This window comes from Streptomyces sp. NPDC012474, assembly GCF_042955185.1.
Taxonomy (GTDB): Bacteria; Actinomycetota; Actinomycetes; order Streptomycetales; family Streptomycetaceae; genus Streptomyces; species Streptomyces cahuitamycinicus.
The window spans coordinates 200,510-226,180 of sequence record NZ_JBIBEP010000011.1 but is presented as its reverse complement, the minus strand read 5'-3'; the positions used below and the strand labels follow the sequence as shown (position 1 = coordinate 226,180).

General features: G+C 71.8%; 20 protein-coding genes. 6 read left to right on the top strand and 14 right to left on the bottom strand.

Going from position 1 to position 25,671, the window contains the following annotated elements; genetic code table 11:
- Positions 1-32: 32 nt before the first annotated feature.
- The 3 genes from ACFY9S_RS24425 to rimP all read right to left on the bottom strand — a co-directional run bounded on the left by ACFY9S_RS24425 (position 33) and on the right by rimP (position 1,930).
- Positions 33-329: a YlxR family protein gene (locus ACFY9S_RS24425; protein WP_102913855.1), complete on the bottom strand. Its 297-nt coding sequence runs from the start codon at positions 327-329 to the stop codon at positions 33-35.
- A 102-nt stretch (positions 330-431) separates the two neighbouring features.
- The gene (nusA, locus tag ACFY9S_RS24420; RefSeq protein ID WP_062929377.1) at positions 432-1,430 is read right to left on the bottom strand and encodes a transcription termination factor NusA; all 999 of its coding nucleotides are present in this window, start codon (positions 1,428-1,430) and stop codon (positions 432-434) included.
- Between the two features lie 2 nt (positions 1,431-1,432).
- The gene (gene rimP / locus ACFY9S_RS24415) at positions 1,433-1,930 is read right to left on the bottom strand and encodes a ribosome maturation factor RimP (RefSeq protein WP_391131910.1); all 498 of its coding nucleotides are present in this window, start codon (positions 1,928-1,930) and stop codon (positions 1,433-1,435) included.
- Positions 1,931-2,146: 216 nt separating this feature from the next.
- Between rimP and ACFY9S_RS24410 the strand changes: the two genes are divergently transcribed.
- Genes ACFY9S_RS24410 through ACFY9S_RS24400 form a run of 3 tightly spaced genes read left to right on the top strand, consistent with a single transcriptional unit; the run spans position 2,147 to position 4,143 of the window.
- On the top strand, positions 2,147-2,695 hold the full coding sequence (locus ACFY9S_RS24410; protein ID WP_391131908.1) for a hypothetical protein: 549 nt from the start codon (positions 2,147-2,149) through the stop codon (positions 2,693-2,695).
- Complete coding sequence (locus tag ACFY9S_RS24405) at positions 2,692-3,156, top strand: DUF4439 domain-containing protein (protein ID WP_391131907.1); 465 nt, start codon at positions 2,692-2,694, stop codon at positions 3,154-3,156. The genes ACFY9S_RS24410 and ACFY9S_RS24405 overlap by 4 nt, the downstream gene beginning before the upstream one ends.
- Positions 3,157-3,204: 48 nt before the next feature.
- Positions 3,205-4,143 carry an aminoglycoside phosphotransferase family protein gene (locus tag ACFY9S_RS24400; RefSeq protein ID WP_391131905.1) on the top strand — a complete coding sequence of 313 codons (939 nt, stop codon included), beginning with the start codon at positions 3,205-3,207 and terminating at the stop codon, positions 4,141-4,143.
- A gap of 129 nt (positions 4,144-4,272) precedes the next feature.
- Here the strand turns inward: ACFY9S_RS24400 and ACFY9S_RS24395 are convergent, their stop codons facing one another.
- From ACFY9S_RS24395 to ACFY9S_RS24365, 7 genes are all read right to left on the bottom strand, one after another.
- The gene (locus tag ACFY9S_RS24395; protein WP_391131903.1) at positions 4,273-5,973 is read right to left on the bottom strand and encodes a proline--tRNA ligase; all 1,701 of its coding nucleotides are present in this window, start codon (positions 5,971-5,973) and stop codon (positions 4,273-4,275) included.
- Positions 5,974-6,080: 107 nt separating this feature from the next.
- The gene (locus ACFY9S_RS24390; RefSeq protein ID WP_102911711.1) at positions 6,081-6,611 is read right to left on the bottom strand and encodes a GNAT family N-acetyltransferase; all 531 of its coding nucleotides are present in this window, start codon (positions 6,609-6,611) and stop codon (positions 6,081-6,083) included.
- A gap of 94 nt (positions 6,612-6,705) precedes the next feature.
- A complete protein-coding gene (locus ACFY9S_RS24385) occupies positions 6,706-7,554 on the bottom strand; it encodes a GNAT family N-acetyltransferase (RefSeq protein WP_391131901.1) in 849 nt (282 codons plus the stop codon).
- A 203-nt stretch (positions 7,555-7,757) separates the two neighbouring features.
- Positions 7,758-8,915, bottom strand: a complete 1,158-nt coding sequence (gene ispG, locus ACFY9S_RS24380) for a flavodoxin-dependent (E)-4-hydroxy-3-methylbut-2-enyl-diphosphate synthase (RefSeq protein ID WP_391131899.1) — start codon at positions 8,913-8,915, stop codon at positions 7,758-7,760.
- Positions 8,916-9,083: 168 nt separating this feature from the next.
- Entirely contained in the window at positions 9,084-10,376 is a 1,293-nt protein-coding gene (locus ACFY9S_RS24375) for a site-2 protease family protein (RefSeq protein WP_391131992.1), read from the bottom strand.
- Between the two features lie 8 nt (positions 10,377-10,384).
- Positions 10,385-11,641: a 1-deoxy-D-xylulose-5-phosphate reductoisomerase gene (dxr, locus tag ACFY9S_RS24370; RefSeq protein WP_391131897.1), complete on the bottom strand. Its 1,257-nt coding sequence runs from the start codon at positions 11,639-11,641 to the stop codon at positions 10,385-10,387.
- 96 nt (positions 11,642-11,737) lie between these two features.
- Entirely contained in the window at positions 11,738-13,678 is a 1,941-nt protein-coding gene (locus ACFY9S_RS24365; protein ID WP_391131896.1) for an acyl-CoA dehydrogenase family protein, read from the bottom strand.
- Between the two features lie 349 nt (positions 13,679-14,027).
- Here ACFY9S_RS24365 and ACFY9S_RS24360 point away from each other — a divergent pair, with 349 nt between their 5' ends.
- The 3 genes from ACFY9S_RS24360 (at position 14,028) to ACFY9S_RS24350 (ending at position 18,492) form a co-directional block, all read left to right on the top strand.
- Complete coding sequence (locus ACFY9S_RS24360; RefSeq protein WP_391131894.1) at positions 14,028-15,041, top strand: substrate-binding domain-containing protein; 1,014 nt, start codon at positions 14,028-14,030, stop codon at positions 15,039-15,041.
- Positions 15,042-15,151: 110 nt separating this feature from the next.
- Positions 15,152-17,194: a TIM-barrel domain-containing protein gene (locus ACFY9S_RS24355; protein ID WP_391131892.1), complete on the top strand. Its 2,043-nt coding sequence runs from the start codon at positions 15,152-15,154 to the stop codon at positions 17,192-17,194.
- Between the two features lie 110 nt (positions 17,195-17,304).
- A complete protein-coding gene (locus tag ACFY9S_RS24350; RefSeq protein WP_391131890.1) occupies positions 17,305-18,492 on the top strand; it encodes a sulfotransferase in 1,188 nt (395 codons plus the stop codon).
- A 30-nt stretch (positions 18,493-18,522) separates the two neighbouring features.
- On the opposite strand, the gene ACFY9S_RS24345 is transcribed toward ACFY9S_RS24350, so the two are convergent.
- Genes ACFY9S_RS24345 through ACFY9S_RS24330 form a run of 4 tightly spaced genes read right to left on the bottom strand, consistent with a single transcriptional unit; the run spans position 18,523 to position 25,632 of the window.
- Positions 18,523-19,236, bottom strand: coding sequence for a hypothetical protein (locus ACFY9S_RS24345; protein WP_391131888.1), 714 nt, complete (start codon positions 19,234-19,236; stop codon positions 18,523-18,525).
- Between the two features lie 35 nt (positions 19,237-19,271).
- Entirely contained in the window at positions 19,272-21,461 is a 2,190-nt protein-coding gene (locus ACFY9S_RS24340) for a glycoside hydrolase N-terminal domain-containing protein (protein WP_391131887.1), read from the bottom strand.
- Entirely contained in the window at positions 21,458-23,425 is a 1,968-nt protein-coding gene (locus ACFY9S_RS24335) for a beta-galactosidase (protein WP_391131885.1), read from the bottom strand. The genes ACFY9S_RS24340 and ACFY9S_RS24335 overlap by 4 nt, the downstream gene beginning before the upstream one ends.
- Positions 23,425-25,632 (bottom strand): WD40/YVTN/BNR-like repeat-containing protein, encoded by a 2,208-nt coding sequence (locus ACFY9S_RS24330; protein ID WP_391131883.1) that lies wholly within the window; start codon positions 25,630-25,632, stop codon positions 23,425-23,427. Before ACFY9S_RS24330 ends, ACFY9S_RS24335 begins: the two co-directional genes overlap by 1 nt.
- Between the last annotated feature and the right edge of the window lie 39 nt (positions 25,633-25,671).

The window sequence follows — 25,671 nt, the reverse complement described above, 5'->3', positions numbered from 1 at the left end:
ACCTAGCCGCACGGGGTTCCGTACGGCACGTCTTACCGTGTTGCCTGCTCGGCAACTGTCGTCTGCTCGACGTATCGGCGCAACGCCTTTGTGTCGAGCGGTCCCGGGACGCGCAGTGCCCTCGGGAACGCACGGCGGCGTACCGCCTGGTCGAGACAGACCGGTGCGGGGTGTACGTACGCACCCCGGCCGGGCAGCGTACCGCGTGGATCAGGGACGCATGTGTCCTTGATCGCTACGATCCGCAGCAGTTCGGCCTTGGTCGCTCGCTCCCGACACCCCACGCAGGTGCGTTCAGGGCATGCGCGGGCGCGCGTCCGGCCAGACACTGCTAAGTCTACCTCCCCGTACACCCCTCACCCCTTTGGGGCAGGGATCGAACAGTTGGCGCGCGTGAACCTGTCGTGATCTGAACGGCGCGCGGCTTGGATCTATTCCTCGGAGCTGTTCCCGGCGGGCTCCGTGTCCGGTCGGATGTCGATCCGCCAGCCGGTCAGCCGGGCCGCGAGGCGGGCGTTCTGCCCCTCCTTGCCGATGGCCAGCGACAGCTGGTAGTCGGGCACGGTCACCCGGGCCGACCGGGTCGCCATGTCCACGATCTCCACCTTGGAGACCCGGGCCGGGGACAGCGCGTTCGCCACCATGTCGCCCGGGTCCTCCGACCAGTCGACGATGTCGATCTTCTCACCGTTGAGCTCGCCCATGACGTTGCGCACGCGGCCGCCCATGGGGCCGATGCAGGCGCCCTTGGCGTTCAGGCCGGAGCGGGTGGACCGTACGGCGATCTTCGTGCGGTGGCCGGCCTCACGGGCGATCGCGGCGATCTCCACCGATCCGTCGGCGATCTCCGGCACCTCCAGGGCGAAGAGCTTCTTCACCAGGTTGGGGTGCGTGCGCGACAGCGTCACGGACGGACCGCGGACGCCCTTGGCGACTCGGACGACGTAGCTGCGCAGCCGCATGCCGTGCTGGTAGGTCTCCCCCGGCACCTGCTCCTGCACGGGCAGGATGGCCTCCAGCTTGCCGATGTCGACGAGCACGTTCTTCGGATCGCGGCCCTGCTGGACCACGCCGGTGACGATGTCGCCCTCGCGGCCGGCGTACTCACCGAGCGTCGCGTCGTCCTCGGCGTCGCGCAGGCGCTGCAGGATGACCTGCTTGGCCGTGGTGGCGGCGATACGGCCGAAACCGGACGGGGTGTCGTCGAACTCGCGGGGCTCCTGGCCCTCCTCGAGGTCGTCGGGGTCCTCCTTCGCCCACACGGTCACATGGCCGGTCTCCCGGTTGAGCTCCACGCGCGCGTGGCGGCGGCTTCCCTCGGTGCGGTGGTAGGCGATGAGGAGGGCCGACTCGATCGCCTCGACCAGCAGGGGGAAGGAGATCTCCTTCTCCCGAACCAAGCCCCGCAGGGCACTCATGTCGATGTCCACGGCTACGCCTCCTCTTCCTTCTTGTCCTTGCGGCTGAATTCGACCTGGACCCGCGCCCGGACGATGTCGTCGAAGGCGAGTCTGCGCGCGGTGGCCTTGCGGCCCTTCACCCCGGGCACCTCGGTGTCGACACCCTCGTCGTCGACCTTCAGGATCCTGGCGACCAGCTCGCCGCCCTCGGCCAGCTGGAACTTCACCAGCCGCTCCGTGGCGCGGACGTAGTGCCGGTGTTCCGTGAGGGGGCGCTCCGCGCCCGGGGTACCGACCTCGAGGGTGTACTCGCCCTCGCCCATCGCGTCCGTCTCGTCGAGCTTCGCCGAGAGCACGCGGCTCACATCGGCGATCTGGTCCAGGTCGGCGCCCGTGTCCGAGTCGACGACGACGCGCAGCACACGCTTGCGTCCGACGGAGTCCACTTCGATCTCTTCGAGGTCCAGGCCCTGAGAGGTGACGAGCGGCTCCAGCAGTCCTCGCAGCCTCTCGCTCTGGGTGGTGCTCATCCGGGTGACTCCTCGGCCGCGTGTGCTGTTGTGGGATGGGTCGCGTGTCTGATCAAAGGGTATCCGGTCGCGGGGTGTGTTGCCGTCCACCCGGTCACGAACGGTGCCGCTGAGTGATGCGGGGCGGGGGCCCGGGTACCGTGATCACGGGCGTGCAGCCCTCGCAGTCCCTTCTTTCTCGAATGTTTCTCGAAACGAGCCCCGAGGACGTCTGACGTGCCGTTCCCCCTATCGCCGCCCGCCCGCTCGGGGCCGCGCAGAAGGAGCCTGCTCGCCGTCGCCCCGGCGGCCCTCGCCCCGGCGGCCCTCGCCCTGACGGGCTGTACCGGCGGGGATTCCGGCGGCCCGGCCGGCGACGGTCAGCCTGCCGCTGACCGGGCACGCGCGCGTGCGGCCCGGGACAGCGAGGCCCTCGTGGAGCGCTACGACGCGGTGATCTCCGCCCGGCCAGGGCTCGAGGGCCGGCTGCGGCCGCTGCGCGAGGAGACCGTGCGGCACGCGCGGGCCCTCGGCGGTGGCCGGAAGGCATCGCCCTCGGCGTCCCCTTCGGCTTCGGCGTCCTCCTCGGCCACGCCCTCGGCGTCCGCGGCCGTGCCGGGCAACGACAAGGACGCCCTCGCCGGGCTCGCCGCGGCGGAGAAGAAGCTCGCCGACCGGCGGGCCAGGGCGCTGGGCGGAGTGCCGGGGGAGCTGGCGCGACTGCTGGCGTCGGTGGCGGCGGCCGGGGCGGCGCACGTGTATCTGCTGACGGAGGGGGACGCGTGAGCGAGGAGAAGGACCGGGAGCTGCGGGCCCTGCAGGCCGCGCTGGCGGCCGAGCACGCGGCTGTGTACGGCTACGGCCTCGTCGGCGGGAGGATCGGTGACGGGCGGCGCGCCGAGGCGGTCACGGCGTACGACGCGCACCGGGCACGCCGGGATGCGCTGGTGCGTGAGGTGAAGGACCTGGGGGGCCGGCCGGTGGCCGCGTCCGCCGGATACGCGCTGCCCTTCCAGGTTCCCGACTCGGCGGCGGCCGTGCGGCTCGCCGCCGAGCTGGAGGACCGGGTGGCCGGGGTGTACGCCGACCTGGTGCGCGCGGCGGGGGGCGGGCGGCGGGCGCTGGCCGCGGAGGCGCTGCGGGAGGCGGCGGTACGGGCGGTGCGCTGGCGCGGGAAGAGCGTAGCCTTCCCTGGGCTCGCGGAGCGGGCCGGCACGGCCCCGCCCTCGGCGGCGCCGACGGCGTGACCCACGCGGGGCACGCACCGGGGACAGTACGAAGGGAACGACTCGCTCATGGTTTTCGAACCGCCGAAGCGCCTGGTCAGGGCGCTCGGTGAGACGGCACCTGACGGTGACGACTGGCTGGAGAGGCTGCCCGAGGCGGCGCAGCGGGCCGTCGCGCTACGCGAGTTGACCGTGGAGCGGGTGCAGGTGCCCGGCGGGCGCAGCAGCCTGGTGGTGCTGGTGCGGGCGGCGGACGGGACGCCGGCCGTACTCAAGCTGGCGCCCGGCCGGGCCCGCCCGGAGGCGGAGCGGGCCGCGCTGGCGCACTGGGCCGGGCGGGGTGCGGTGCAGCTGCTCGACCCTCCCCCGGGATCTGCGCTTGGCTCGGGCGGCGAGACGCCCCTGTCCGCGGAGGGCGTCATGCTGCTGGAGCGGCTGCACCCGGACGTGTCGGTGCGGTCGCTGCCGGAGGCGAAGGCGCTGCTGGAGGCGGCGGGGACGTTGCGGCGGCTGTGGGTGGAGCCGCCCGCCGGCTTCCCCTTCGAGACCGTGGCCGAGCGGACCGGGCGGCAGGCGGAGGCGATGCGGGCGCGTGGGCGGGCTGCTCCCGAGGTGGCGCCCCTGGTCGACGTGGCGCTCGCGGCCCGCGAGGAACTGCTGGCCGCGCCGCCCGAACACCGGCTGCTGCACGGCACGTTCCGGCAGAGCAAGGTGCTCGGCGGGGAGCGGATGCCGTGGCTGGCCGTGGGGCCCGACCCGGTGGTCGGCGAGTGCGCCTTCGATCTGGCCCGGCTGGTCCGGGACCGGGTGGAGGACCTGATCGCCCAGCCGTCCGGCGCGGCCACGACCCGGCGCCGGGTGAAGCGGCTCGCCGAGTCCCTGGACGTGGACCAGGAGCGGCTGCGGGGCTGGACGCTGTTCCGGGCCGTGGAGTCGGGCGTTCGGGCGGGGCGGGTCGGACGGCCGCGCGACGCGGAACTGCTGCTGGAGTTCGCGAGCTGGCTGTGAGGCGTCGGGGCGGAGGGCCCGGCCGCCGCGTCCAGGACCGCCGGCCGGGACGTCGTCCTCGCGTACCGGGCGGACTGATTTCGGCCAGTCCGCCCGGCCCTGTCGGTGCTGTGCCGTGCGGCGTCGGGGCTATGCCGTGAGGCGGGCGACGGCCTCCTCGACCGTCAGTTCCTCGCGTTCGCCGGTGCGGCGGTCCTTCAGTTCCACCACGCCGTCGGCCGCGCGCCGGCCGGCCACCAGGATCTGCGGTACGCCGATCAGCTCGGAGTCCGTGAACTTGACGCCCGGGGAGACGCCGGGGCGGTCGTCGACCAGGACGCGGACTCCGGCAGCGGCCAGCTTCTGCGAGATGTCCAGGGCCAGTTCGGTCTGCAGGGCCTTGCCGGCGGCGACCACGTGGACATCGGCCGGGGCGACCTCGGCGGGCCAGCACAGGCCCTTGTCGTCGGCGCTCTGCTCGGCCAGGGCGGCGACCGCGCGGGAGACGCCGATGCCGTAGGAGCCCATGGTGACGCGGACCGGCTTGCCGTTCTGGCCGAGGACGTCGAGCTTGAGGGCGTCGGCGTACTTGCGGCCCAGCTGGAAGATGTGGCCGATCTCGATGGCGCGGTCGAGGACGAGGCCCGTGCCGCACGTGGGGCAGGGGTCGCCCTCCTGTACGACCACGACGTCGACGTAACCGTCGACCTCGAAGTCGCGGCCCGCGACGACGTTCTTGGTGTGCGTGCCGGCCTTGTTGGCACCGGTGATCCAGGCCGTGCCCGGGGCGACCCGCGGGTCGGCGATGTAGGTGACCTTGTCCAGGCCCCGCGGTCCGACGTAGCCGCGGACCAGGTCGGGGCGGGCCGCGAAGTCCGTCTCGGTGACCAGCTCGACGGTGGCCGGGGCGAAGTGCGCCTCGACCTTGCTCATGTCGACCTCGCGGTCCCCGGGGACGCCCACGGCGACGATCTCGCCGTCGACCTTCACGAGGAGGTTCTTCAGCGTGGCCGAGGCGGGGACGCCGAGGGAGGCCGCGAGGGTCTCGATGGTCGGGGTGTCGGGGGTGGGGATGTCCTCGGCGGCCGGCACGTCCGAGCCGTCCACGGGCTTCAACTCGTACGTGACCGCCTCGGTGTTGGCGGCGAAGTCGCAGTTGGGGCAGTCGGCGAAGGTGTCCTCGCCGGCCTCGGCCGGGGCCAGGAACTCCTCGGACTTGGAGCCGCCCATCGCACCGGCCGTCGCGGCGCAGATGCGGTAGTCGAGGCCGAGGCGCGCGAAGATCTTCTGGTAGGCCTCGCGGTGCAGGGCGTAGGACTTCGCGAGGCCCTCGTCCTCGGTGTCGAAGGAGTAGGAGTCCTTCATCAGGAACTCGCGGCCGCGCAGGATGCCGGCGCGGGGGCGGGCCTCGTCGCGGTACTTGTTCTGGATCTGGTAGAGGATGACCGGCAGGTCCTTGTAGGAGGACGCCTGGTCCTTCACCAGGAGGGTGAAGATCTCCTCGTGGGTGGGGCCGAGGAGGTAGTCGCCGCCCTTGCGGTCCTGGAGGCGGAACAGCTCGGGGCCGTACTCCTCCCAGCGGCCGGTGGCCTCGTAGGGCTCGCGGGGCAGGATCGCGGGGAGCAGGACCTCCTGGGCGCCGACGGCGTCCATCTCCTCGCGGACGATCCGCTCGACGTTGGCCAGCACCTTCTTGCCGAGGGGCAGCCAGCTCCAGATGCCGGCGGCGGTGCGGCGCACGTAGCCGGCGCGGACGAGGAGTTTGTGGCTGAGGACCTCGGCGTCCGCCGGGTCGTCGCGCAACGTCTTCGCCAACAACTGGGACATGCGCTGGACCGGTACGTTCGCCATGGTTCCTCTGCTCCTGCTGCTGGGGGTCCCCCCGCTCGAGCGGAGCCGAGAGTGGGGGAAGGTGATGGCAGGAGGTTATCCGGGGGGTGCGCGGGGGTGGAAATCGGTTATCCGCGGCGCAGTGGCAGAGGGGCGCCCATGACGGCGTACGGCTTCGGCGCACTGGGGAAGAGGACCTGGCGGGCCAGGTCCTGGTAGCCGAGGGAGCGGTAGAGGGCGCGGGCCGGGCTGTCGGTGTCGATCGCGGAGAGGATCGAGCGGGGTTCGGCGGCGCTGTCGGTGATCGTCGTGATCAGGGAGCGTCCGAGGCCACGGTTCTGGTACGCGGGGTGGACGTGCAGTTCGGTGATCACGAAGGAGTCGTCGAGCCAGTGGTCGTTGCGCAGGGCGCGGAGGTAGGGCTCGACGACGGTGGACCACCAGTGGGTGCGGTCGTTGGGCATGCCGTAGACGAAGCCGACGAGGTCGCCGTCGGCTGTGGCACCGAGGGCGCGGGCCCCGGGGTACGTCATGTGGCGGAGGACGATCTGGCGTCGGACGGCCACCTCGTCCGGGCCCAGGCCGAAGGCCACGGCTTGGACGGCCAGCGCCTCGTCTACGTGGGCGGAGAGGTCGAGTGGGCCGATCACCAGGTCCATGGCGGGGAGCCTACAGGGGGGTTCCCGTTCATTGCCGAGTGCGGGTTGGATGTGGCTGATCGCGCCCACGCGGCGGAACCCCTTCGGGGCGCCTTCAGAACAGGACGCTCATGAAAGCTCCCACTTCCTGGAAGCCAACCCTCTGATAGGCCCTTCTGGCCGCCGTGTTGAAGTCGTTGACGTAGAGGCTGGCCACGGGGGCGACGTCGGCCAGGGCGTAGCGCAGTACGGCCGCCATGCCGGGGGCCGCCAGGCCGGTGCCGCGGTGCTCCGGGGCCACCCACACGCCCTGGATCTGGCAGGCGCGGTCCGTCGCGGCGCCGATCTCGGCCTTGAAGGCGACCTTGCCGTCCGCGTCGAAGCGGGCGAAGGCGCGGCCGGAGCCGACGAGTTCGGCGACGCGGGCCTGGTAGAGCAGGCCGCCGTCGCCGGCCAGCGGGGAGACGCCGACCTCCTCGGTGAACATCGCGACGCACGCCGGCATGATCGTCTCCATCTCGTCCTTGCGGACGCGACGGACGTAGGGGTCCGGGGGGATGCCGGCCGGGAGGCGGTCGGTGACCATGAGCGGCTGGTGCCGGCGGACCTCGCGGGCCGGGCCCCACTGGGGTTCCAGCAGCCGCCACAGGTCGGAGGTGGCGCCGGAGGGGCCCACGATGGAGGAGCAGCGGCGACCGGCCCGGCGTGCGCGGTCGGCGAAGGCGCGGACGGCGCGCGGGCCGGCGCAGATCGGGACCAGGTTGGCGCCGGCGTAGCAGAGGGAGGTGAGTATGCCGTCCTCGTACCAGCCCCACATCTCGCCGCCGAGCCGCCACGGGTCGAGTCCGGCGATCTGCACGCGCGACGTCACGAAAGCGTTCGCGACCGGCTCGCGGTCGAGGACGGCGAGCGCCGCGTCCAGGTCGCTCGGTTCGAGGACCCGTGAGGTGGTCTGCGTCAACACGTGCGGGCCTCACGAACTGGGGTTGCTGGTCTCCGCACTATAGCTGCGCTGCTGGGGCGGGGCGCCTTGGAGCTCGGGAGCCGGGGATCCGTCGGCGGGTGCGGGATTTCTGTGGCTGGTCGCGCAGTTCCCCGCGCCCCTTTCAGGGCGCGGTTTCCCGCGCCCCTTTCCGCGCGCGGATCGAACCGGCGGCCTCTCAAGCGTCAGCCCGCTACCGCCACCGACGGTTCGCCCGAGGCGACGCCGTCCTGTTCCATCTGCTCGGCGAGCTTCATCGCCTCTTCGATCAGCGTCTCCACGATCTTGGACTCGGGGACGGTCTTGATGACCTCGCCCTTGACGAAGATCTGGCCCTTGCCGTTGCCGGAGGCGACGCCGAGGTCGGCCTCGCGGGCCTCGCCGGGGCCGTTCACCACGCAGCCCATGACGGCGACGCGGAGCGGGACCTCCATGCCGGTGAGGCCGGCGGTGACCTCTTCGGCCAGCTTGTAGACGTCGACCTGGGCGCGGCCGCAGGACGGGCAGGAGACGATCTCCAGGCCGCGCTCCTTGAGGTTCAGGGACTCCAGGATCTGGATGCCGACCTTGACCTCCTCGGCGGGGGGCGCCGAGAGCGAGACGCGGATGGTGTCGCCGATGCCCTGGGAGAGGAGGGCGCCGAAGGCGACGGCCGACTTGATCGTGCCCTGGAAGGCCGGGCCCGCCTCCGTGACGCCGAGGTGCAGCGGGTAGTCGCACTGGGCGGCGAGCTGCTTGTAGGCCTCGATCATGACGACCGGGTCGTTGTGCTTGACGGAGATCTTGATGTCGCGGAAGTCGTGCTCCTCGAAGAGGGACGCCTCCCACAGGGCCGACTCGACGAGGGCCTCGGGGGTCGCCTTGCCGTACTTCTGGAGCAGGCGACGGTCGAGGGAGCCGGCGTTGACGCCGATGCGGATCGGGGTGCCGTGGTCCCGGGCCGCCTTGGCGATCTCCTTGACCTGGTCGTCGAACTGCTTGATGTTGCCGGGGTTGACGCGGACCGCCGCGCAGCCGGCCTCGATGGCCGCGAACACGTACTTCGGCTGGAAGTGGATGTCGGCGATGACCGGGATCTGCGACTTGCGGGCGATGGTCGCGAGGGCGTCGGCGTCGTCCTGCGTCGGGCAGGCGACCCGGACGATCTGGCAGCCGGAGGCGGTCAGTTCGGCGATCTGCTGGAGGGTCGCGCCGATGTCCGAGGTGCGGGTCGTGGTCATCGACTGCACCGAGACCGGGGCGTCTCCGCCGACGGCCACGGATCCGACCTGGATCCGGCGGCTCTTCCGGCGCTCGGCGAGCTTGGTCGGAACGGACGGCATGCCGAGAGAAATCGCAGTCATCTGCTGTGCAACCCCAAGTCGTGGATCAAGGTCCGGTCCCGTGAGCAGCGGGCTCCGAGCTTCGAGATTACGGCACATGCGCCGGCTCGGGCACATCCCACCCGTCGTGCCACTCGATGGGAGGCGGCCCGGCGGAAAGCATGCCGGGCCGCCGTGAACGCCGTATGACTAGGAGATTCTCACCGGGTTCACCACGTCCGCGATCAGGACCAGGATCGTGAAGCAGATGAAGATCCCGGCGACGACGTAGGCGACGGGCATGAGCTTCGCCACGTCGAAGGGGCCCGGGTCGGGCCGGCGCAGCACCTTGGCCGTGTTGCGGCGCAGCGACTCCCACAGGGCTCCCGCGATGTGGCCGCCGTCGAGCGGCAGCAGCGGGAGCATGTTGAACAGGAACAGGGAGAGGTTGAAGCCGGCGACCAGCATGAGGGCCATGGCCAGCTGCTGGGTGGGCGGGATGTCGAGGGTGAAGATCTCGCCGCCGACGCGGGCCGCGCCGACCACGCCCATCGGGGAGTCGGCCTCGCGTTCGGCGCCGTCGAAGGCCGCGTTCCACAGGGCCGGGACCTTGCTGGGGAGTGCCGCGAGGGAGTCGACGGCCTCGCCGATGCGGTCGCCCATCCAGGTCACGGAGTCGCCGAAGTCCTGCTTGACCACGCCGGTGGCGGCGCTGAAGCCGAGGAAGCCCGCCTGGACGTACTGGCCCTCGACGATCTGGCCGCCGGAGTCCTTCTTGGCGACCTGGTTGGTGGCGATCTTCGCGTGCAGGGTGACGTCCTGGCCGCCCCGCTCGACGACGATCGCCACCTCCTTGCCGGGGGTGGCGCGGATGAGGTCGGACAGCTTGTTCCAGTCGTCGGTCTTCGCACCGTCGAAGGAGACGATCTTGTCGCCCGCCTTGAGGCCGGCGGCGGCGGCCGGGGCGGCCGGGTCGCCCTTCTCGCACTTGTCGCGGTTCTCGTTCTGCGCGATGACGCACTGGGAGACCGAGCTGACCGTGGTGGTCTGCTGGGTGATGCCGAAGCCCATCAGGACGGTGAGGAACAGCGCCACCGCCAGGACCAGGTTCATGAAGGGGCCCGCGAACATCACGATCACGCGCTTCCAGGGGGCGCGCGTGTAGAACATGCGGTTCTCGTCGCCCGGCTTGAGCTCCTCGTAGGCGGCGGTGCGGGCGTCCTCGATCATGCCGCGCCAGGGGGAGGTGGAGCGGGCTTCCATCCGGCCGTCGGGGCCGGGCGGGAACATGCCGATCATGCGGATGTAGCCGCCGAACGGGATGGCCTTGATGCCGTACTCCGTCTCGCCCCTGTTGCGCGAGAAGAGGGTGGGGCCGAAGCCGACCATGTACTGCGGCACGCGGATGCCGAAGAGCTTGGCGGTGGACAGGTGCCCCAGCTCGTGCCACGCGATCGAGAACAGCAGGCCGACCGCGAAGAGGAGTATGCCGAGGATGAACATCAGGGTCGTCATGCACGGGCCTCCGCCGTCTGTGCCGCCAGTTGCCGGGCCCGGGCCCGCGCCCAGGTCTCCGCTTCGAGGACGTCCGACACGGTGAGTGAGGTTCCCGTACGCGGGGTGCCGTGCTCCTCGACGACCCGGGTGACGGTGTCCATGATCCCGTCGAAGGGCAGTGCGCCCCGGAGGAACGCCTCCACGCACTCCTCGTTGGCCGCATTGAACACCGCCGGGGCGGTGCCCGCGAGCTCACCCACGTGCCGGGCGAGGTTCACCGAGGGGAAGGCCTCGTTGTCGAGCGGGAAGAACTCCCAGGTCGAGGCCTTGCTCCAGTCGAAGGCGGGCGCCGCGTCGGGCACGCGCTCGGGCCAGCCGAGGCCGATGGCGATGGGCCCGCGCATGTCGGGCGGGGTCGCCTGGGCCAGTGTCGATCCATCCGTGAACTCAACCATCGAGTGGACATACGACTGGGGATGCACGACGACCTCAATGCGGTCGAAGGGAATGTCGTAGAGGAGGTGCGCCTCGACGACCTCCAGGCCCTTGTTGACGAGGGTCGCGGAGTTGATCGTGATGACCGGGCCCATGGCCCAGGTGGGGTGCGCGAGGGCGTCCTCGACGGTGACGCTCGCCAGCTCGGCCTTCGTACGGCCGCGGAACGGGCCGCCGGAGGCGGTGACGACCAGCTTGCGGACGTCGGCGCGGGTGCCGGCGGCCAGGGCCTGGAAGAGCGCGGCGTGCTCGGAGTCGACCGGGATGATCTGCCCGGGCTTGGCGAGCGCCTTGACCAGCGGGCCGCCGACGATGAGCGACTCCTTGTTGGCGAGCGCGAGGGTGCGGCCCGCCTCCAGGGCGGCGAGGGTCGGGGCCAGTCCGATGGAGCCGGTGATGCCGTTCAGGACGGTGTGGCAGTCGGATGCCGCCAGCCGCGTGGCCGCGTCCGGGCCGGCGAGGAGCTCGGGAAGCGGCTCGCTCGTGCCGTACTGCGCGGTGAGCGCCTCGCGCAGGGCCGGTACGACGTCCTCGCGGGCCACGGCGACCGTGCGCACCCGCAGCCGGTACGCCTGCTCGGCGAGGAGGGCGACCCTGCCGCCGTTGGCCGAGAGGCCGGTGACGCGGAACCGGTCGGCGTTGCGCAGCACGAGGTCGATGGCCTGGGTGCCGATGGACCCGGTGGAGCCGAGGATCACCACGTCCTTCGGGCCGTCGCCCGCGACTGGGTCGTGGACGAGGTGAGGGTCTGCGAGAGGGGCTGGACTGTCGCTCATTCCTCCATTGTTGCCGTAAGGCCGGTGTGTGAGGACAGCGCATCCCCCTCGTGGGGGCGCGCGCCATATCTGCGCACGCCCCCTTGAGGGCCGGGCCTACCTGATCGGCCGGTGGACGTTCTCCTTCCGGCTCGGGCCGGGTGTCGCGTCCGCGATCCAGGGGCCCTCGCCCGACGGGTCGACGATGCCCTGCTCCAGCCACTCGTACGTGCCGGACAGGACGCCCTTGACGACCTTGCGGTCGAGGTCGTCGGTGTTGGTCCACAGGCGGGTGAAGAGCTCCTCGATGCGGATCCTGGCCTGGCGGCAGAAGACGTCGGCGAGCTGGTAGGCCTCACGCCCGTGGTCGCCCTGGCCGCGCAGGAGTTCGGCCCGGACGCAGGACGCGCTCATGGCGAACAGTTCGGCGCCGATGTCGACGATCCGGCCGAGGAAGCCCTGCTTGGACTCCATGCGGCCCTGCCAGCGGGACATGGCGTAGAAGGTGGAGCGGGCGAGCTTGCGGGCGGTGCGCTCGACGTAGCGCAGGTGCCCGGAGAGGTCCACCTCGTGTTTGAACTCGCTGTAGGAGGCGGGCAGCTGGCCGGGGCCCGCGACCAGTTTCGGCAGCCACTTGGCGTAGAACACGCCCGCGTTCGCGCCCGCCTTCGCCTTGTCGCCGAGGGACTTCTCGGGGTCGATGAGGTCGCCGGCGACCGAGAGGTGGGCGTCGACGGCCTCGCGCGCGATCAGCAGGTGCATGATCTCGGTGGAGCCCTCGAAGATGCGGTTGATGCGCAGGTCGCGCAGGAGCTGTTCGGCGGGGACGGCGCGCTCGCCGCGGGCCCTCAGGGACTCGGCCGTCTCGAAGCCGCGCCCGCCGCGGATCTGGACGAGTTCGTCGGCCATCGTCCAGGCCGTCTCGGAGGCGTAGAGCTTGGCGAGGGCGCCTTCGATGCGGATGTCGTTGCGGTCCTCGTCGGCCATCTGCGAGGCCAGGTCCGTCACGGCCTCCAGGGCGAAGGTGGTGGCCGCGATGAAGGAGATCTTGGAGCCGACCGCCTCGTGGTGCGCGACGGGCTTGCCCCACTGCTCGCGGGCCGCCGTCCACTCGCGGGCGATCTTCAGGCACCACTTGCCGGCCGCGACGCAGGAGGCCGGCAGGGAGAGCCGCCCGGTGTTGAGGGTGGTCAGGGCGATCTTCAGGCCCTGACCCTCCTCGCCGACGCGGTCGGCGGCGGGGACGCGGACCTGGTGGAAGCGGGTGACGCCGTTCTCGATGCCGCGCAGGCCCATGAAGGCGTTGCGGTTCTCGACGGTGACGCCCGGCGCGTTCGTCTCCACGACGAAGGCGGTGATGCCGCCGCGGTGGCCCTCGCTCCTGGGGACCCGGGCCATGACGACCAGCAGATCGGCGACGACGCCGTTGGTGGTCCACAGCTTCACGCCGTCGAGGACGTAGTCGTCGCCGTCCGGCACGGCCGTGGTGGCGAGGCGGGCCGGGTCCGAGCCGACGTCGGGCTCGGTGAGCAGGAAGGCGCTGATGTCCGTGCGGGCGCAGCGCGGCAGGAAGCGGTCGCGTTGCTCCTGGGTGCCGAACAGCTTCAGCGGCTGGGGCACGCCGATCGACTGGTGCGCGGAGAGCAGCACGCCGATCGCGGGGCTGGCGGAGCCGGCCAGGGTGAGCGCCTTGTTGTAGTAGACCTGCCCTAGGCCGAGCCCGCCGTACTTGGTGTCGATCTTCATGCCGAAGGCGCCGAGCTCCTTCAGCCCGTCGATCACCTCGTCGGGGATCCGGGCCTCGCGCTCGATGAGGGCACCGTCGACCTTCGTCTCGACGAAGTCGCGGAGCTTGGCGAGGAACTCCTCGCCGCGCTGGGCCGCCTCGTCGTCCGGGAGGGGGTGGGGGTGGATGAGGTCGAGCCGGAAGCGGCCGAGGAACAGCTCCTTGGCGAAGCTGGGCTTGCGCCAGTGCTGTTCCCGGGCGGCCTCCGCCACCTCACGGGCCTCCCGCTCGGTGACGGCGGGACGGGAAGAAGGGGTGGTGGAAGCGGACATGAGGGGCACCTCGCCGCAACTAGGAAGATGAAGGACCGTTTCGTTACCGACCAGTGCTACTGGATCGTTGGTACCCGAATCCGGACGCTCCCACCAGTCCTCGCGCGTCCGTTCAGCCGAAGGGGGACGGAGCACCCCCGGCACTTGTCGGGCGCTCGGCGACGGTGTTGCATCGAGATGCCGTCCGGGTTGCGGCTCCGGGCTCTGAGAGCGCTCCGGGAAATCGCATCGAAGCGCTTCGACAACCTATGGACACCCACTCCTGCTGGGGCTACTGTCGAACCACCCTCACCCACCCCTATCAGCTACGCGCACTGTCGAAGCGCTTCACAAGAGCTTGGAGAGCTGGATGGTCACCCTTGCCGAGGTCGCCCAGCACGCCGGAGTCTCGGCGAGCACGGTGAGCTATGTCCTCAGCGGCAAGCGGTCCATCTCCGCGAACACCCGGCAGCGGGTCGAGCGGAGCATCCGCGAGCTCGGTTACCACCCGAACGCCGGGGCCCGTGCCCTGGCCAGCAGCAAGTCGAACATCATCGCGCTGATGGTCCCGCTGCGCACGGACATGTACGTGCCCGTGATGATGGAGATCGCCATCGCCGTGGCGACCTCCGCCCGCGCCCACGGGTACGACGTACTGCTGCTCACCGGCGAGGAGGGCCCCGACGCAGTGCGCCGCGTGGCGGGCAGCGGGCTCGCCGACGGGATGATCCTGATGGACGTCGAACTCGACGACGAGCGGCTGCCGTTGCTGCGCGCGACGGACCAGCCGTCCGTGCTGATCGGGCTGCCTTCCGACACCTCGGGCCTGACCTGCGTCGATCTGGACTTCCGGGCGACGGGCGCGCTGTGCGTGGAGCACCTGGCCAAGCAGGGGCACCAGGACATCGCCGTCATCGGGGAGGCCCCGGCCGTCTACGAGCGGCACACCGGCTTCGCCGAACGCACCCTGGACGGACTCCGGTCCCGTTCCCGGGAGCTGGGGGTGCGGCTGCTGCACCGGCCGTGCGAGGGCGGGTACGACGCCATGGCGGTGACGCTCGCCCGGCTCCTCGACGAGCGCCCGGACACCTCGGGGCTCATCGTGCAGAACGAGTCGGCGGTGGAGCCGCTGCTCGCGCTGCTGCGGCAGCAGGGCCGGGCCGTGCCGGAGGACGTGTCGGTGGTCGCCATCTGCCCCGACCAGGTCGCGATGCAGGCCTCGGTGCGGCTCACGTCGGTCGCCATCCCCGCGCAGGAGATGGGACGGCACGCCGTGGACCATCTGGTGGCCAAGCTCGACGGGCGCGGCAGCGACGACGTCGTGCTGATCGCGCCCGAGCTGACGGCCCGGGGGAGCACGGGGCCGGCGCCGAGCCGGCCGTAGGCGCCCCTCCCCCACCCGTCGGGAACACCGCCCTCCTCTCAGGGCACCCCCATGTCTGCACACCTCTGTCTGCACTCCTCCAGGAGCACAGGAGCACAGGAGCCCGCCACGTGAATCAGCCTGCCGAAACCCAGCCCCAGGTGAGCCTGGCGCAGTCCTCCCCCACCGTCGGCACCTTCCGCGAGAGGGACGGCGCGCTGGAGTGGAGCGGCCGCCAGGAGACCCTCCGGATCGAGCCGTGGGGTCCGGACGCGGTCCGGGTGCGCGCCCGGCTCGGCGGCCCGGTCCTCGAAGGACTCCCGGGCGCCCTGCTCGACGAGGCTCCCGCGACGCCGGCCACGGTGAAGGTCGAGGACGGACGCGGGCAGCTGACCGTCGGCGCGCTCACCGTCGAGGTGAGCGCCGAGGGTCAGATCCGCTTCCTGCGCACGGAGGACTCCGCCGAGATCCTCGCCGAGGACCGCGCCCACTTCTGGTGGCCGGGCCCGCGCCTGTACACGGCCGTCGGCAACGGCCACCACCGCCTGGAGCAGCGCTTCGCCGCCTACGACGACGAGAAGCTGTACGGCCTCGGCCAGCACCAGCACGGGCGCCTGGACCAGAAGGGCCTGGTGCTGGACCTCGTCCAGCGCAACGCCGAGGTCGGCATCCCGGTGCTCAGCTCCAGCCGCGGCTACACCCTGCTGTGGAACAACCCGGCGATCGGCCGTGTGGAGCTGGCGCACAACGGCACCCGGTGGGTCGCCGACTCGGCCCGGCAGATCGACTACTGGATCACCGCGGGCGACCCGGCCGCCGGCCAGCGCCGCTACAGCGCGGTGACCGGCCGCAGCCCGATGCTGCCGGAGTGGGCGGCGGGCTTCTGGCAGTGCAAGCTGCGCTACCGCACCCAGGACGAACTGATGGAGGTGGCCCGGGAGTACAAACGGCGGGGGCTGCCCATCTCGGCGATCGTCTGCGACTTCTTCCACTGGACGCACCTCGGCGACTGGAAGTTCGACCCGAAGGAGTGGCCGGACCCGGCGGCGATGGTGCGGGAGCTGGAGGAGCTCGGCATCAAGCTGGTGGTGAGCGTCTGGCCGTCGGTGTCGCCGCTGAGCGAGAACCACCCGGTCCTGGAGCAGCGCGGCTGGTTCATCGGCACCCAGTACGGCCCGATGGCGCACGCCGACTGGCCGGACAAGGAGGTCGCGTCCACGGTCCAGGTGGCCTTCTACGACGCCACCAACCCGGAGGCCCGGGAGTTCGTGTGGTCGAAGGTCAAGGAGAACTACCTCGACCCGTACGGCATCACGGCGTTCTGGCTGGACGCCTGCGAGCCGGAGCTGAAGCCCGGCTTCCAGGAGAACCTGCGCTACTGGGCGGGCCCGGGCCTGGAGGTCGGCAACGCCTACCCGGCGGAGAACGCCCGCACCTTCTACGAGGGCCTCGCGGCCACCGGCGAGGAGGAGATCGTCACCCTCAACCGCTCGGCCTGGGCGGGCAGTCAGCGCTACGGAGCCGCTCTGTGGTCCGGTGACATCGGCACGGACTTCCCGACGCTGCGCCGCCAGATCGCCGCCGGTCTCAACACGGCCCTGTCGGGCATCCCGTGGTGGAACACCGACATCGGCGGCTTCCACGGCGGCGACCCGGACGACCCGGCGTACCGGGAGGTGATGGTCCGCTGGTTCCAGTTCGGCGCGCTGTCCCCGCTGATGCGGCTGCACGGCTTCCGCGACCCGGGCATGCCGCTGGGCCCGGGGATGACCGGCGGCCCGAACGAGGTGTGGTCGTACGGCGAGGAGGCCGGGGCGATCCTGGAGCGGTACCTGCGGCTGCGTGAGCGGCTGAAGCCGTATGTGCTGGACGTCATGCGGGCGGCCCACGAGGAGGGCCTGCCGGTGATGCGGCCGCTGTTCCTGGAGTTCCCGGACGACCAGGCGGCCTGGTCGGTCGACGACTCCTACCTGTTCGGCCCCGACCTGCTGGTCGCCCCGGTGCTGACGGCCGGCGCGACCGCCCGTACGGCGTACCTGCCGGCGGGGGCGTCCTGGACGGACGCCTGGACGGGTGAGACGTACGAGGGCGGCCGGGCCGTGACGGTCGACGCCCCGCTGGACCGCATCCCGCTGTTCCTGCGGGACGGGGCACGGCTGCCCGTAGCGGAGTAGCCGCGTCGGAGGGGGTGGCCGGAGCGATGGAGGTCTTCCGGCCACCTCCTTTCGCTTGTTCGGCCAACTTCGGCCCCTTCAAAGCGAGTTCGAGAGGGTAGGTTTCCCGCGTGTCCTCGCCTCCGCTCGCCCTCACCCTCGCCGATGTGCTGCTGCGGCCCACCTTCGGCTCCCGCCGTGACCCCGGCCGGATCTTCGACCGACTCGTGATGGAGGCCGGGGAGGCTCCGGGGGACCGGGAGTTCGTCGACGGCTTCCGGGCCCTGCTGGGCTGGTGGGCGAAGGCCGAGAACCTCACGCCGGTCGGCTGGCAGGCCGCGCAGTCGCACGTCAGGCGGCAACTCGCCAACCGGGCGCGGGTACGGCGGCTGATCGCCGAGCACCCGGAGATCGAGCGTGAACCCATCGAGAAGCCGGTGTTCGTCGTGGGGCTGCCCCGCACCGCGACCACCGTCACGCACTCGGTGCTGTCGCTCTCCGAGGAGCACCGCAGCCCTCTGCTGTGGGAACTGCTCGCCCCGGACCTGGAGTTGCCGCACCGGCAGCGGCGCAGGGCGATCACGGCCGGGCGCCGGTTGGTGCAGGGCACGGACCTGTTCGCGCCGCGCTTCCGCGACATCCACGCGATGGCCGCCGAGGGCCCCGAGGAGTGCACGTTCGCGCTGCCGCACGCCCTGATGCCGTTCTCCCAGGCGCGCATCCCCGAGTACCGGGCCTGGCACTGCGCGCGGGACTTCACCGCCGACTACCGGTACCTCAGGCAGGTCTACCAGGTGCTCCAGTACGGCCGTCCGCGGCGGCGCTGGATGCTCAAGTCCCCCATGCACCTGGAGAACCTGGACGCGCTGCTGACGGTCTTCCCCGACGCCACGATCGTGTGGTGTCACCGCGACCCGGTCACCGTCGTGGCGTCCTTCTGCTCCCTGATCGAGCACGGCATGGCCGTCAGCACCCGCCCCGTCGACCTGACCGGCATCGGAGCCACCTGGCTGGAGCTGCTGAGCCGGGCCATGACGCGCGGTCTCGCGGCCCGGGCCGCCATCCCCGCGCAGCAACTGGTGGACGCCCCGTACTCCTGGCTGGGCTCGGATCCCGCCACCGGCGCCCCGAAGCTCTACGCCGCTGTCGGCGCCCGGTGGACCGAGGCCGACGCGGCCCGGCTCCCCGCCGCCGTCGCCCGCCCGAAGGGCACCCGCAAGCACAGCTACGACCTGTCCCGCTACGGCCTCACCCGCGCGGAAGTCGAGTCGGCGTTCGCGGCGTACAACGCGCTGCGGGCCGAGGTCGACCGCCCTTGACGGCGGCCGGCCCCGGCCCGGGGTCCGGCGTCAGCTGCTGCTGACGGACATGCTGTTGGTGCGGAAGTCCAGGCCGCCGGACGACGAGGTGATCTCGAAGCCGAACTGGACGTCACCGATGGTCTCGTTGCCCATCCAGCGCTTGGTGTCCTTGATCCACTTCAGGATCGGCAGGATGTTCACCGTGCCGGAGCTGGAGTTGGAGGTGCGGATGAACGAGAACACCTGGTTGGCGCCGTTGGTGCCCTTGAAGACGTTCCAGGAGTGGCCGCCGAGGCTGACGCTGCCCTGTGAGGTGCCGATCGGGCCGACGGCTCCGGTCTTGTTGACCCAGAGCATGATCTCGTAGTCGTGGTCCGTGTCCCAGATGTCGTACGACGTGTTGTACGCGCCGGACGACGGGACGCTGACGTTGTAGCTGCTGGAGAGCGAGCCCAGCGAGGTGATCGACTTGTTGATCGCCTTCGTCTGGTTCGGGTAGGACTTGATGCCGCCGGTGTTGGGGTGGTTGGCGTTGACACCCCAGTTGGTGCCGGAGTTGGCCCAGATGCACTGGGCGCCGGCGCCGCTGCCCCAGATGTTGTTGTAGAGGGTGTAGCCGTTCAGGCTCGTGTTGGCCCACTGGCCGCACGAGTTCCAGACGGCTGCCGAGGCGGGGGCGGAGGCGAGGCCGATGGTGACGCCGAGCGCCAGGGCGGGTGCCAGCAGGGCCTTGGTGACCCTGCTCAGGGTGCGTGATGCCATGGTGTCCCTTCCATGGGGTGGGGGGATGGGGGGAACTACCACGACCTCAGGGTGAGGACGTGGTCCTCTCCGGCGACGAGGTGGAGGGATTCTGCACCGGAGGAAGTGCGGAGTTCGACGCGGTGGGTGCGGCCGGGTCTGATGACGGCGGTGGCACCGTCCCGCGTCCAGGTGAGGTCGAGCTCGGCCCCGAACCGGGTGCGCACACCGCGCAGGGCGCCTTCGGGGTACGCCGCGGGCGGCGCGGGCAGCAGGACCAGCCGGTCGGGGGTCGACTGGACGAGCATCTCGATCAGCACGGCGGGCAGGGTGTGCGCGGCGTCGGCGTTGTAGACGTCGCGCTTCGGGTAGTGGGCGCTCATCAGTGAGGCGTGGAAGAAGTCGCCGTCCAGGACCTGGCCGAGGGCGTGGGCGACGCGGTCCGCGTCCCGGAGCCGGGCCGCGACGAGGGCGTGGTGGAGGTGGCCGTGCGCGGAGTCGTTCTCGGCGCCGCGCAGTTCGAGGGCGCGGTGGGCGGCGGCCGCGAGCTCGGGGGTGTCGTAGGGGGTGATCTCGTCGAGCGGCCAGACGCCGTAGAGGTGGCTGAGGTGGCGGTGGTCGTAGGAATCCGCGAGGCCGGGCCGGGCCCACTCGGCCAGGGCTCCGTCCTCGTTGATCCGGTGCGGCGGGAGACGGTCGGCGAGGGCGTTCCAGCGGTCGGCGTCGGGGCCCGGGTGGTAGGCGGCGGCCGTGCGCAGGGCGTGGCGGGCGGCGGAGAGGTCCATGGCCGCGTTGAGGGTGCCCCAGCTCGCGTTGGCGGGCCGGTTCTCGGGTGAGTAGGAGGGGACGACGACGAGATGGCCGTGCTCGTCCGTGCGGGTCAGGAAGTCCTCGTAGAACAGGGCGGCTTCGGCGAGGGCGGCGGCGGTGCGGGGGTCGCGGGTGCCGTGGGTCTCGTCGTGGTCGGCGAGCGGCTTGAGCAGCCAGTCGGCGCCGGCGGTCCACAGGTGCAGCGGATACTCCCGGTTGTAGTGGTAGGAGTGGCCGGACTCGCCGTCGGTGTGGGCGGGGGCGACCGCGCCCCGGGTGCCGAAGATCGCGCGGGCGTTGTCGCGCCAGTCGGGGAGCTGGCGGTGGACCAGGTTCGCCAGGGCCTCGGTGACCTCGGGGAGGGCGGCGGCAGCGGCCGAGGCGGTCTGGAGGCCGAGGTTGGCGTCGTTGGTGAACGCGCCCGACCAGGCCGTGTTCCAGTCGCCGGTCCACAGCCCGGTCAGACGGGGCGGGCACAGGCCGCTGGAGGACAGCAGGTGGTAGCGGCCGGCGGCGAAGAGCCGCTCCAGCAGGGCCGCGCTGCGGGGCCGCTGGAGCAGCTCCGATCCCGGCAGGGCCCGTTCGGCGGGGTCGGCGGCGAGGTCGAGGGTGACGCGCTCGTAGGCGGTGCGGTGGAGGGCGACGTGGCGGTCGAGGAGCTCGTCGTACTCCGTGGGCAGGTCGCTCAGGGCGCGGCCCTCGGCGACCACGTCCAGTTCGCCGGGGTGCCGGTGCACCCGGGTGAGGAGCAGCACGGACCGGGCGCCCTCGATGTGCACGCCCGGCGGTACGAGGGTCGACGTGCCGCCGTCGACGGTGACCCGGGTCACGCCGGTGCAGGCCAGGTCGCTGTCCGGGTAGCGGGCGCGCAGACTCAGCAGGGCGCCCTCGGGGGTGAGGACGGCTCCGTGGCCGATGCCCAGAGCGGCGGGGACGCCGGGCAGCCGGGGGTCCAGGTCGATGTCGAGAGTGAGGCCGGGGCCGGTGACCTGCTGGACGATCACGTCGTCGGCGCGGGAGACGAAGACGCGGCCGGCCCACCCGGCACAGGTCGTGCTCACCACTCCGGTGGTGAAGTCGACGTCCCGGCGGTAGTCGTGGCAGGCGTCGGCGGGCCGCCCCAGCCGGACCTGGAAGGCGGGGTGGAAGGGCTGCACCCACTGGAGGGGGCGGCCGTCCGTGAAGTCCTCGGCGGCCCGCGTGTCGCCCGCCAGGAGGCGGTCCTGGAGCCCGGGCAGGTCGTGGGCCAGCTGCGGGGGCCGGGGGTCCCGGCCGTTCGGCCGTACCAGGGTGTGGTGCGTGACGACGACCCGCTCGGCGTGCGGGTCGCCGGACACCAGGGCGCCGTGCCGGCCGTTGCCGCTGAGGAAGGCGTCCTCCCAGCGGGCGGCCGGGTGCGGCTCCCAGGTGCCGTGGACGGGGGCGGAGGCGGTCATGGCCGCAGCACCGCCGCCCCGTAGCGGCCGAGGGTGACCCGGTCGGTGACGTCCGTACCGGTCAGCAGGTCACGGTGGGTGCCGGGAACCTCGACGGTCACCGTCTCGCGGCCGTGGTTGAGCACGAACAGCACCTCGCCCCGGCGTACGGCCTCGACCTGCTCGGGGAGCCCGTCGAGGACCGGCCGGACGCCCACGCCGCCGGCGATCGAGGCCAGCAGCCCGCGCAGCGCCTCCGGCTCGGGGAGCGTGGAGACGTACCAGGCCCGGCCCTTGCGCAGGACGGCGGGCAGTCCGTCGAGTTCGCCGCCCTTGTAGGGGACCCTCTCCTCGGCGGTGCCGTCTCCTTCCAGTTCCTCGGACCACAGCGTGCCGCTGAAGCCTTCGCAGGCGACGGTCTCCCCCTCGTCCAGCGGCCACCACTCGTGCAGCGTGCGGATGCCGAACAGCTCGCGCAGCCGGGCGTCCATGCCTCCGGGGCGGACCCGGTCGTCCTCGTCGGCGACGCCGGTCTGGAACCCGCAGACGAGGGTGCCGCCCTGCTGTACGTAGCCGAGGAGGTTGTCGACCGCCGCGTCGGTGAGGGCGTACAACTGCGGCACGACGACCAGCGCGTACGGCGTCAGGTCGTGCTCGGGGTGGGCGAAGTCGGTGGTGAGGTGCGCCTGCCACAGGGCCCGGTGCCAGGCACGCAGGACGTCCGGGTACTCCACCCGGCTGGACAGTCGGCCGTCCTGGGCGCCGGCCCACCAGGCGTGCCAGTCGTGCAGGACGGCGACGTGCGCGGTGAGGTGGCGGCCGGTCACCTCGGGCGCGATCCGCTCCAGGTCGGCGCCGAGCCGCTTGACCTCCTGGTAGGTGCGGCCCTCCTCCCCCGCGTGGCTGACCATGCCGGAGTGGAACTTCTCCGCGCCCTGCCGGGACTGGCGCCACTGGAAGTAGCAGACGGCGTCGGCGCCCCGGGCCACGGCCTGGAGGGACCAGAGCCGGTTGAGGCCGCGCGGCTTGGGGTGGTTGACGCCCCGCCAGTTGACCGGCCCGGCCGCCTGCTCCATCAGCATCCAGGGCCCGCGCGCCTGGGAGCGGGTCATGTCCTGGACCAGGGCGCCGTTCTGGGCGCCGAGGGGGTCGCGCGGGTCGGGGTAGAGGTCGACGGAGACGACGTCCTCCTCCTCCGCCCAGCGCCAGGCGTCCTGGCCGAACCACAGCGGCATGAAGTTGCTGGTGACCGGCAGGTGCGGGGTGTGCCGCCGGACGATGTCGCGCTCTGCGGCGTAACACTCCAGGAGCATGTCGGAGGTGAAGCGGCGGAAGTCCAGGACCTGGCCGGGGTTGCGCAGGTAGTGCGGCAGGCGGGGCGGCAGGATGCCGTCCCAGGTGTCGTAGCCCTGGCTCCAGAAGGCGGTGCCCCAGGCCTCGTTGAGGGCGTCGAGCGTGCCGTACCTCTCGCGCAGCCAGCGGCGGAAGGCGGCGGCTGCCTCGTCGCCGTAGTCGTAGGTGCAGTACTCGTTGTTGATGTGCCACATCGTCAGGGCCGGGTGGTCGCCGTAGCGGGCGGCCAGGTCCTCGGTGATGGCGGCGGCGTAGCGCCGGTAGGTGGCGCTGGAGTGCGAGAAGTGCTGCCGGCCGCCCCACCACTCGGTGCGGCCGTCCTCCGTGACGGGGAGGGTGTCGGGGTGCAGCCGGCCCATCCAGGGCGGGGGCGAGGAGGTGGGGGTGGCGAGGACGACGCCGATGCCGTTCTCGTGCATCAGGTCCATCAGGGTGTCCAGCCGGCCGAACTCCCGTGCCCCCGGCTCCGGTTCGAGCGTCGACCAGGAGAAGACACCGAGGGTGACCGAGTTGACGCGGGCGGCCTTCATCAGCCGGACGTCCTCGTGCCAGGTCTCCTCGGGCCACTGCTCGGGGTTGTAGTCGCCGCCGAACAGCAGGCGCCCCCTGGTCGCATCGCTCAGGTCGGGCATCAGGCGGGCTCCCCGTACTGCACGCCGCGGCCGTTGGTGGCGATGTAGACCCGGCCGTAGACACGCGGGTCGCCGGCGACGGCGGCGCCGATCCAGCCCCACTGGTGCCGGTCGTCGTTGATCCGCGTCCAGGTCTTCGCCTCGTCGTCCGAGCGGTACACGGCGGTGATCGTCTCGGTGGAGCCGACCATGTAGACCGCCGGGTAGGAGGCGCCCTCGGCGGCCTTGCCGAAGCCGAGGGTGTACGAGGCCCGGCAGCTGCCGACCTTGGTGAAGGTGGCACCGCCGTCGGTGGAGCGGTACAGCCCGTTCCCCTTGAGGCTCAGCCACAGGTCTCCGGACCGTCCGGGCGCCGCGGCCAGCTGGAACTCGGTGTCGCCCGAGTTCAGGCCGGTGGCCCGGGCGGTGAAGGTCCGGCCGCCGTCGGTGCTGGCGTGGAGGGTGCCGGTGGTGGTGTCGAAGGCGTAGAAGCGCTTCGGATCGACCGGGTCCGCGACCGGGGCGGCGCCCTTCGGGTAGGAGGCGATCTCGGTCCAGGTGGCGCCGTTGTCCGCCGAGCGGTGGGCCGGGTACTTGGTGCCGTCCCAGTGCGAGAAGGACCACAGCAGCACGCTGCCGTCGGCGTTGGCGGCGATCGGCCCCGGCGCGTCCTTGGCGATGGCGGGCTGTGCCTTGAAGGGCGCCCAGGTCTTGCCGCCGTCGTTCGACCAGGCGCCGTTGCCGTGGTCGCCCCAGCCGGACCGGACGACGTACGAGGGCCTGGCCCCGGCCAGCGCGAGTCCGGTCGTCGTACCGAACACCGGGTTCGACGCCATGCCGCGTGAAGGCGATGCCGTGAGCCGCTCGTGGTACATGACGCCGACGTCGCCGGAGCCGCTGATCAGATGTGCCTCGCCGGTCGGAGGCGAGACCAGCTGCCGTATGGACGCCTCCTCCAGGCCGCGGATCTGCGGGGCCCAGTTCTTGAGGTCGCGGGTGCCGTAGAGGGTCGCGCCGGTGCCGTAGACGATGTGCCGCGAGTCGTAGGGGTCAAGGCCGACGGCCTGGATCCACCAGCCGAACTTGGGCTTGTCGGCGCCGAACGTGAGGAACGGCGTCTCGGAGACGTCGAGGACGGCCGTGTCCTTCAGGGACGTCCAGGTGCGGCCGCCGTTGGTGCTCCGGTACAGGGTGTCGATCAGCGACCAGCGGTTGTTGGTGGAGACGACGACCGTGCCGGGACGACGGGCGTCGACGGCGACACCGCCGTAGCCGAAGGAGTCGGTCCCGCCGTCGCCCGTCGGCCCGCCGGGCTTGACCGGAGTGACCTCGGTCCACTTCCCGTTCGTCGTCCGCAGTTTGTGCACACTGCCGTCGGACTGCCCGTTCGGGCCGGGAGCGTTGGCGTACGTCACGTACAGCTCGCGCGTGTGCCGGTCGTACGCGGCCCGCACCGGGACCTTGGCGGCGGTGCCCTCGGGCTGCCCGGGGACGGCCTTCCAGGTGGTGCCGTCGGAGGTTCGGTAGAGGTTCGCGGAGGTACCGTCGGAGTCGCCCCAGCCGACGTAGACGGTGCGGCCCGCGGCGACGAGGAGCGTGATGCCCTGGCCGGTGGCGCTCGGCGCGGCCGGGAAGCTCGCGGCCTGCCACGTGGCCCCTCGGTCGGTCGACTTGAGCAGCCCGTCGTGGCGGGTGCCGAGCCACAGGGTGTCGCTGTTGCACGGGTCGACGAGCAGCCGCTCACCGCACCCGCGCCCGTCCTCGTTGGCCCCGAGCTTCACACTCAGGTCGGTGCGCTTCCAGGTGGCGCCCCGGTCCTCGGACCGCAGCACCGCCCCGTTGCCGGCCCAGGACTGCGCGTAGGTACCGAGGGAGAGGTACAGCCGGTTCGGATGGGCCGGGTCGACGGCCATGGCCTCCACGCCGAGCAGGTTCCAGTCGTCCCAGCCGATGTGGTCGGTCAGCGGGATCCACCGGTCGGTCCGGTCGTCCCAGCGGTAGGCACCGCCGATGTCGGTGCGGGCGTAGGCGAGGCCGCGGACCGAAGGGTGGAAGAGGACGCCGGTGACGAATCCGGTGCCGCCCTGGACGGCGTTGCGCCAGCGGTAGGCGGTCTCCGCGGAGGGGGCGGCCTGCGCATGCCCCTGGGCCATCGGAAGGGCGGCGACGGCGGCGGTGGCAGCGGTCCCGGCGAGCACGGCTCGTCTGCTGAGGTGGAACGTGCGCATGACATACCTCGGTTCTTGCACGAGAGAGTTGGGGAGAGG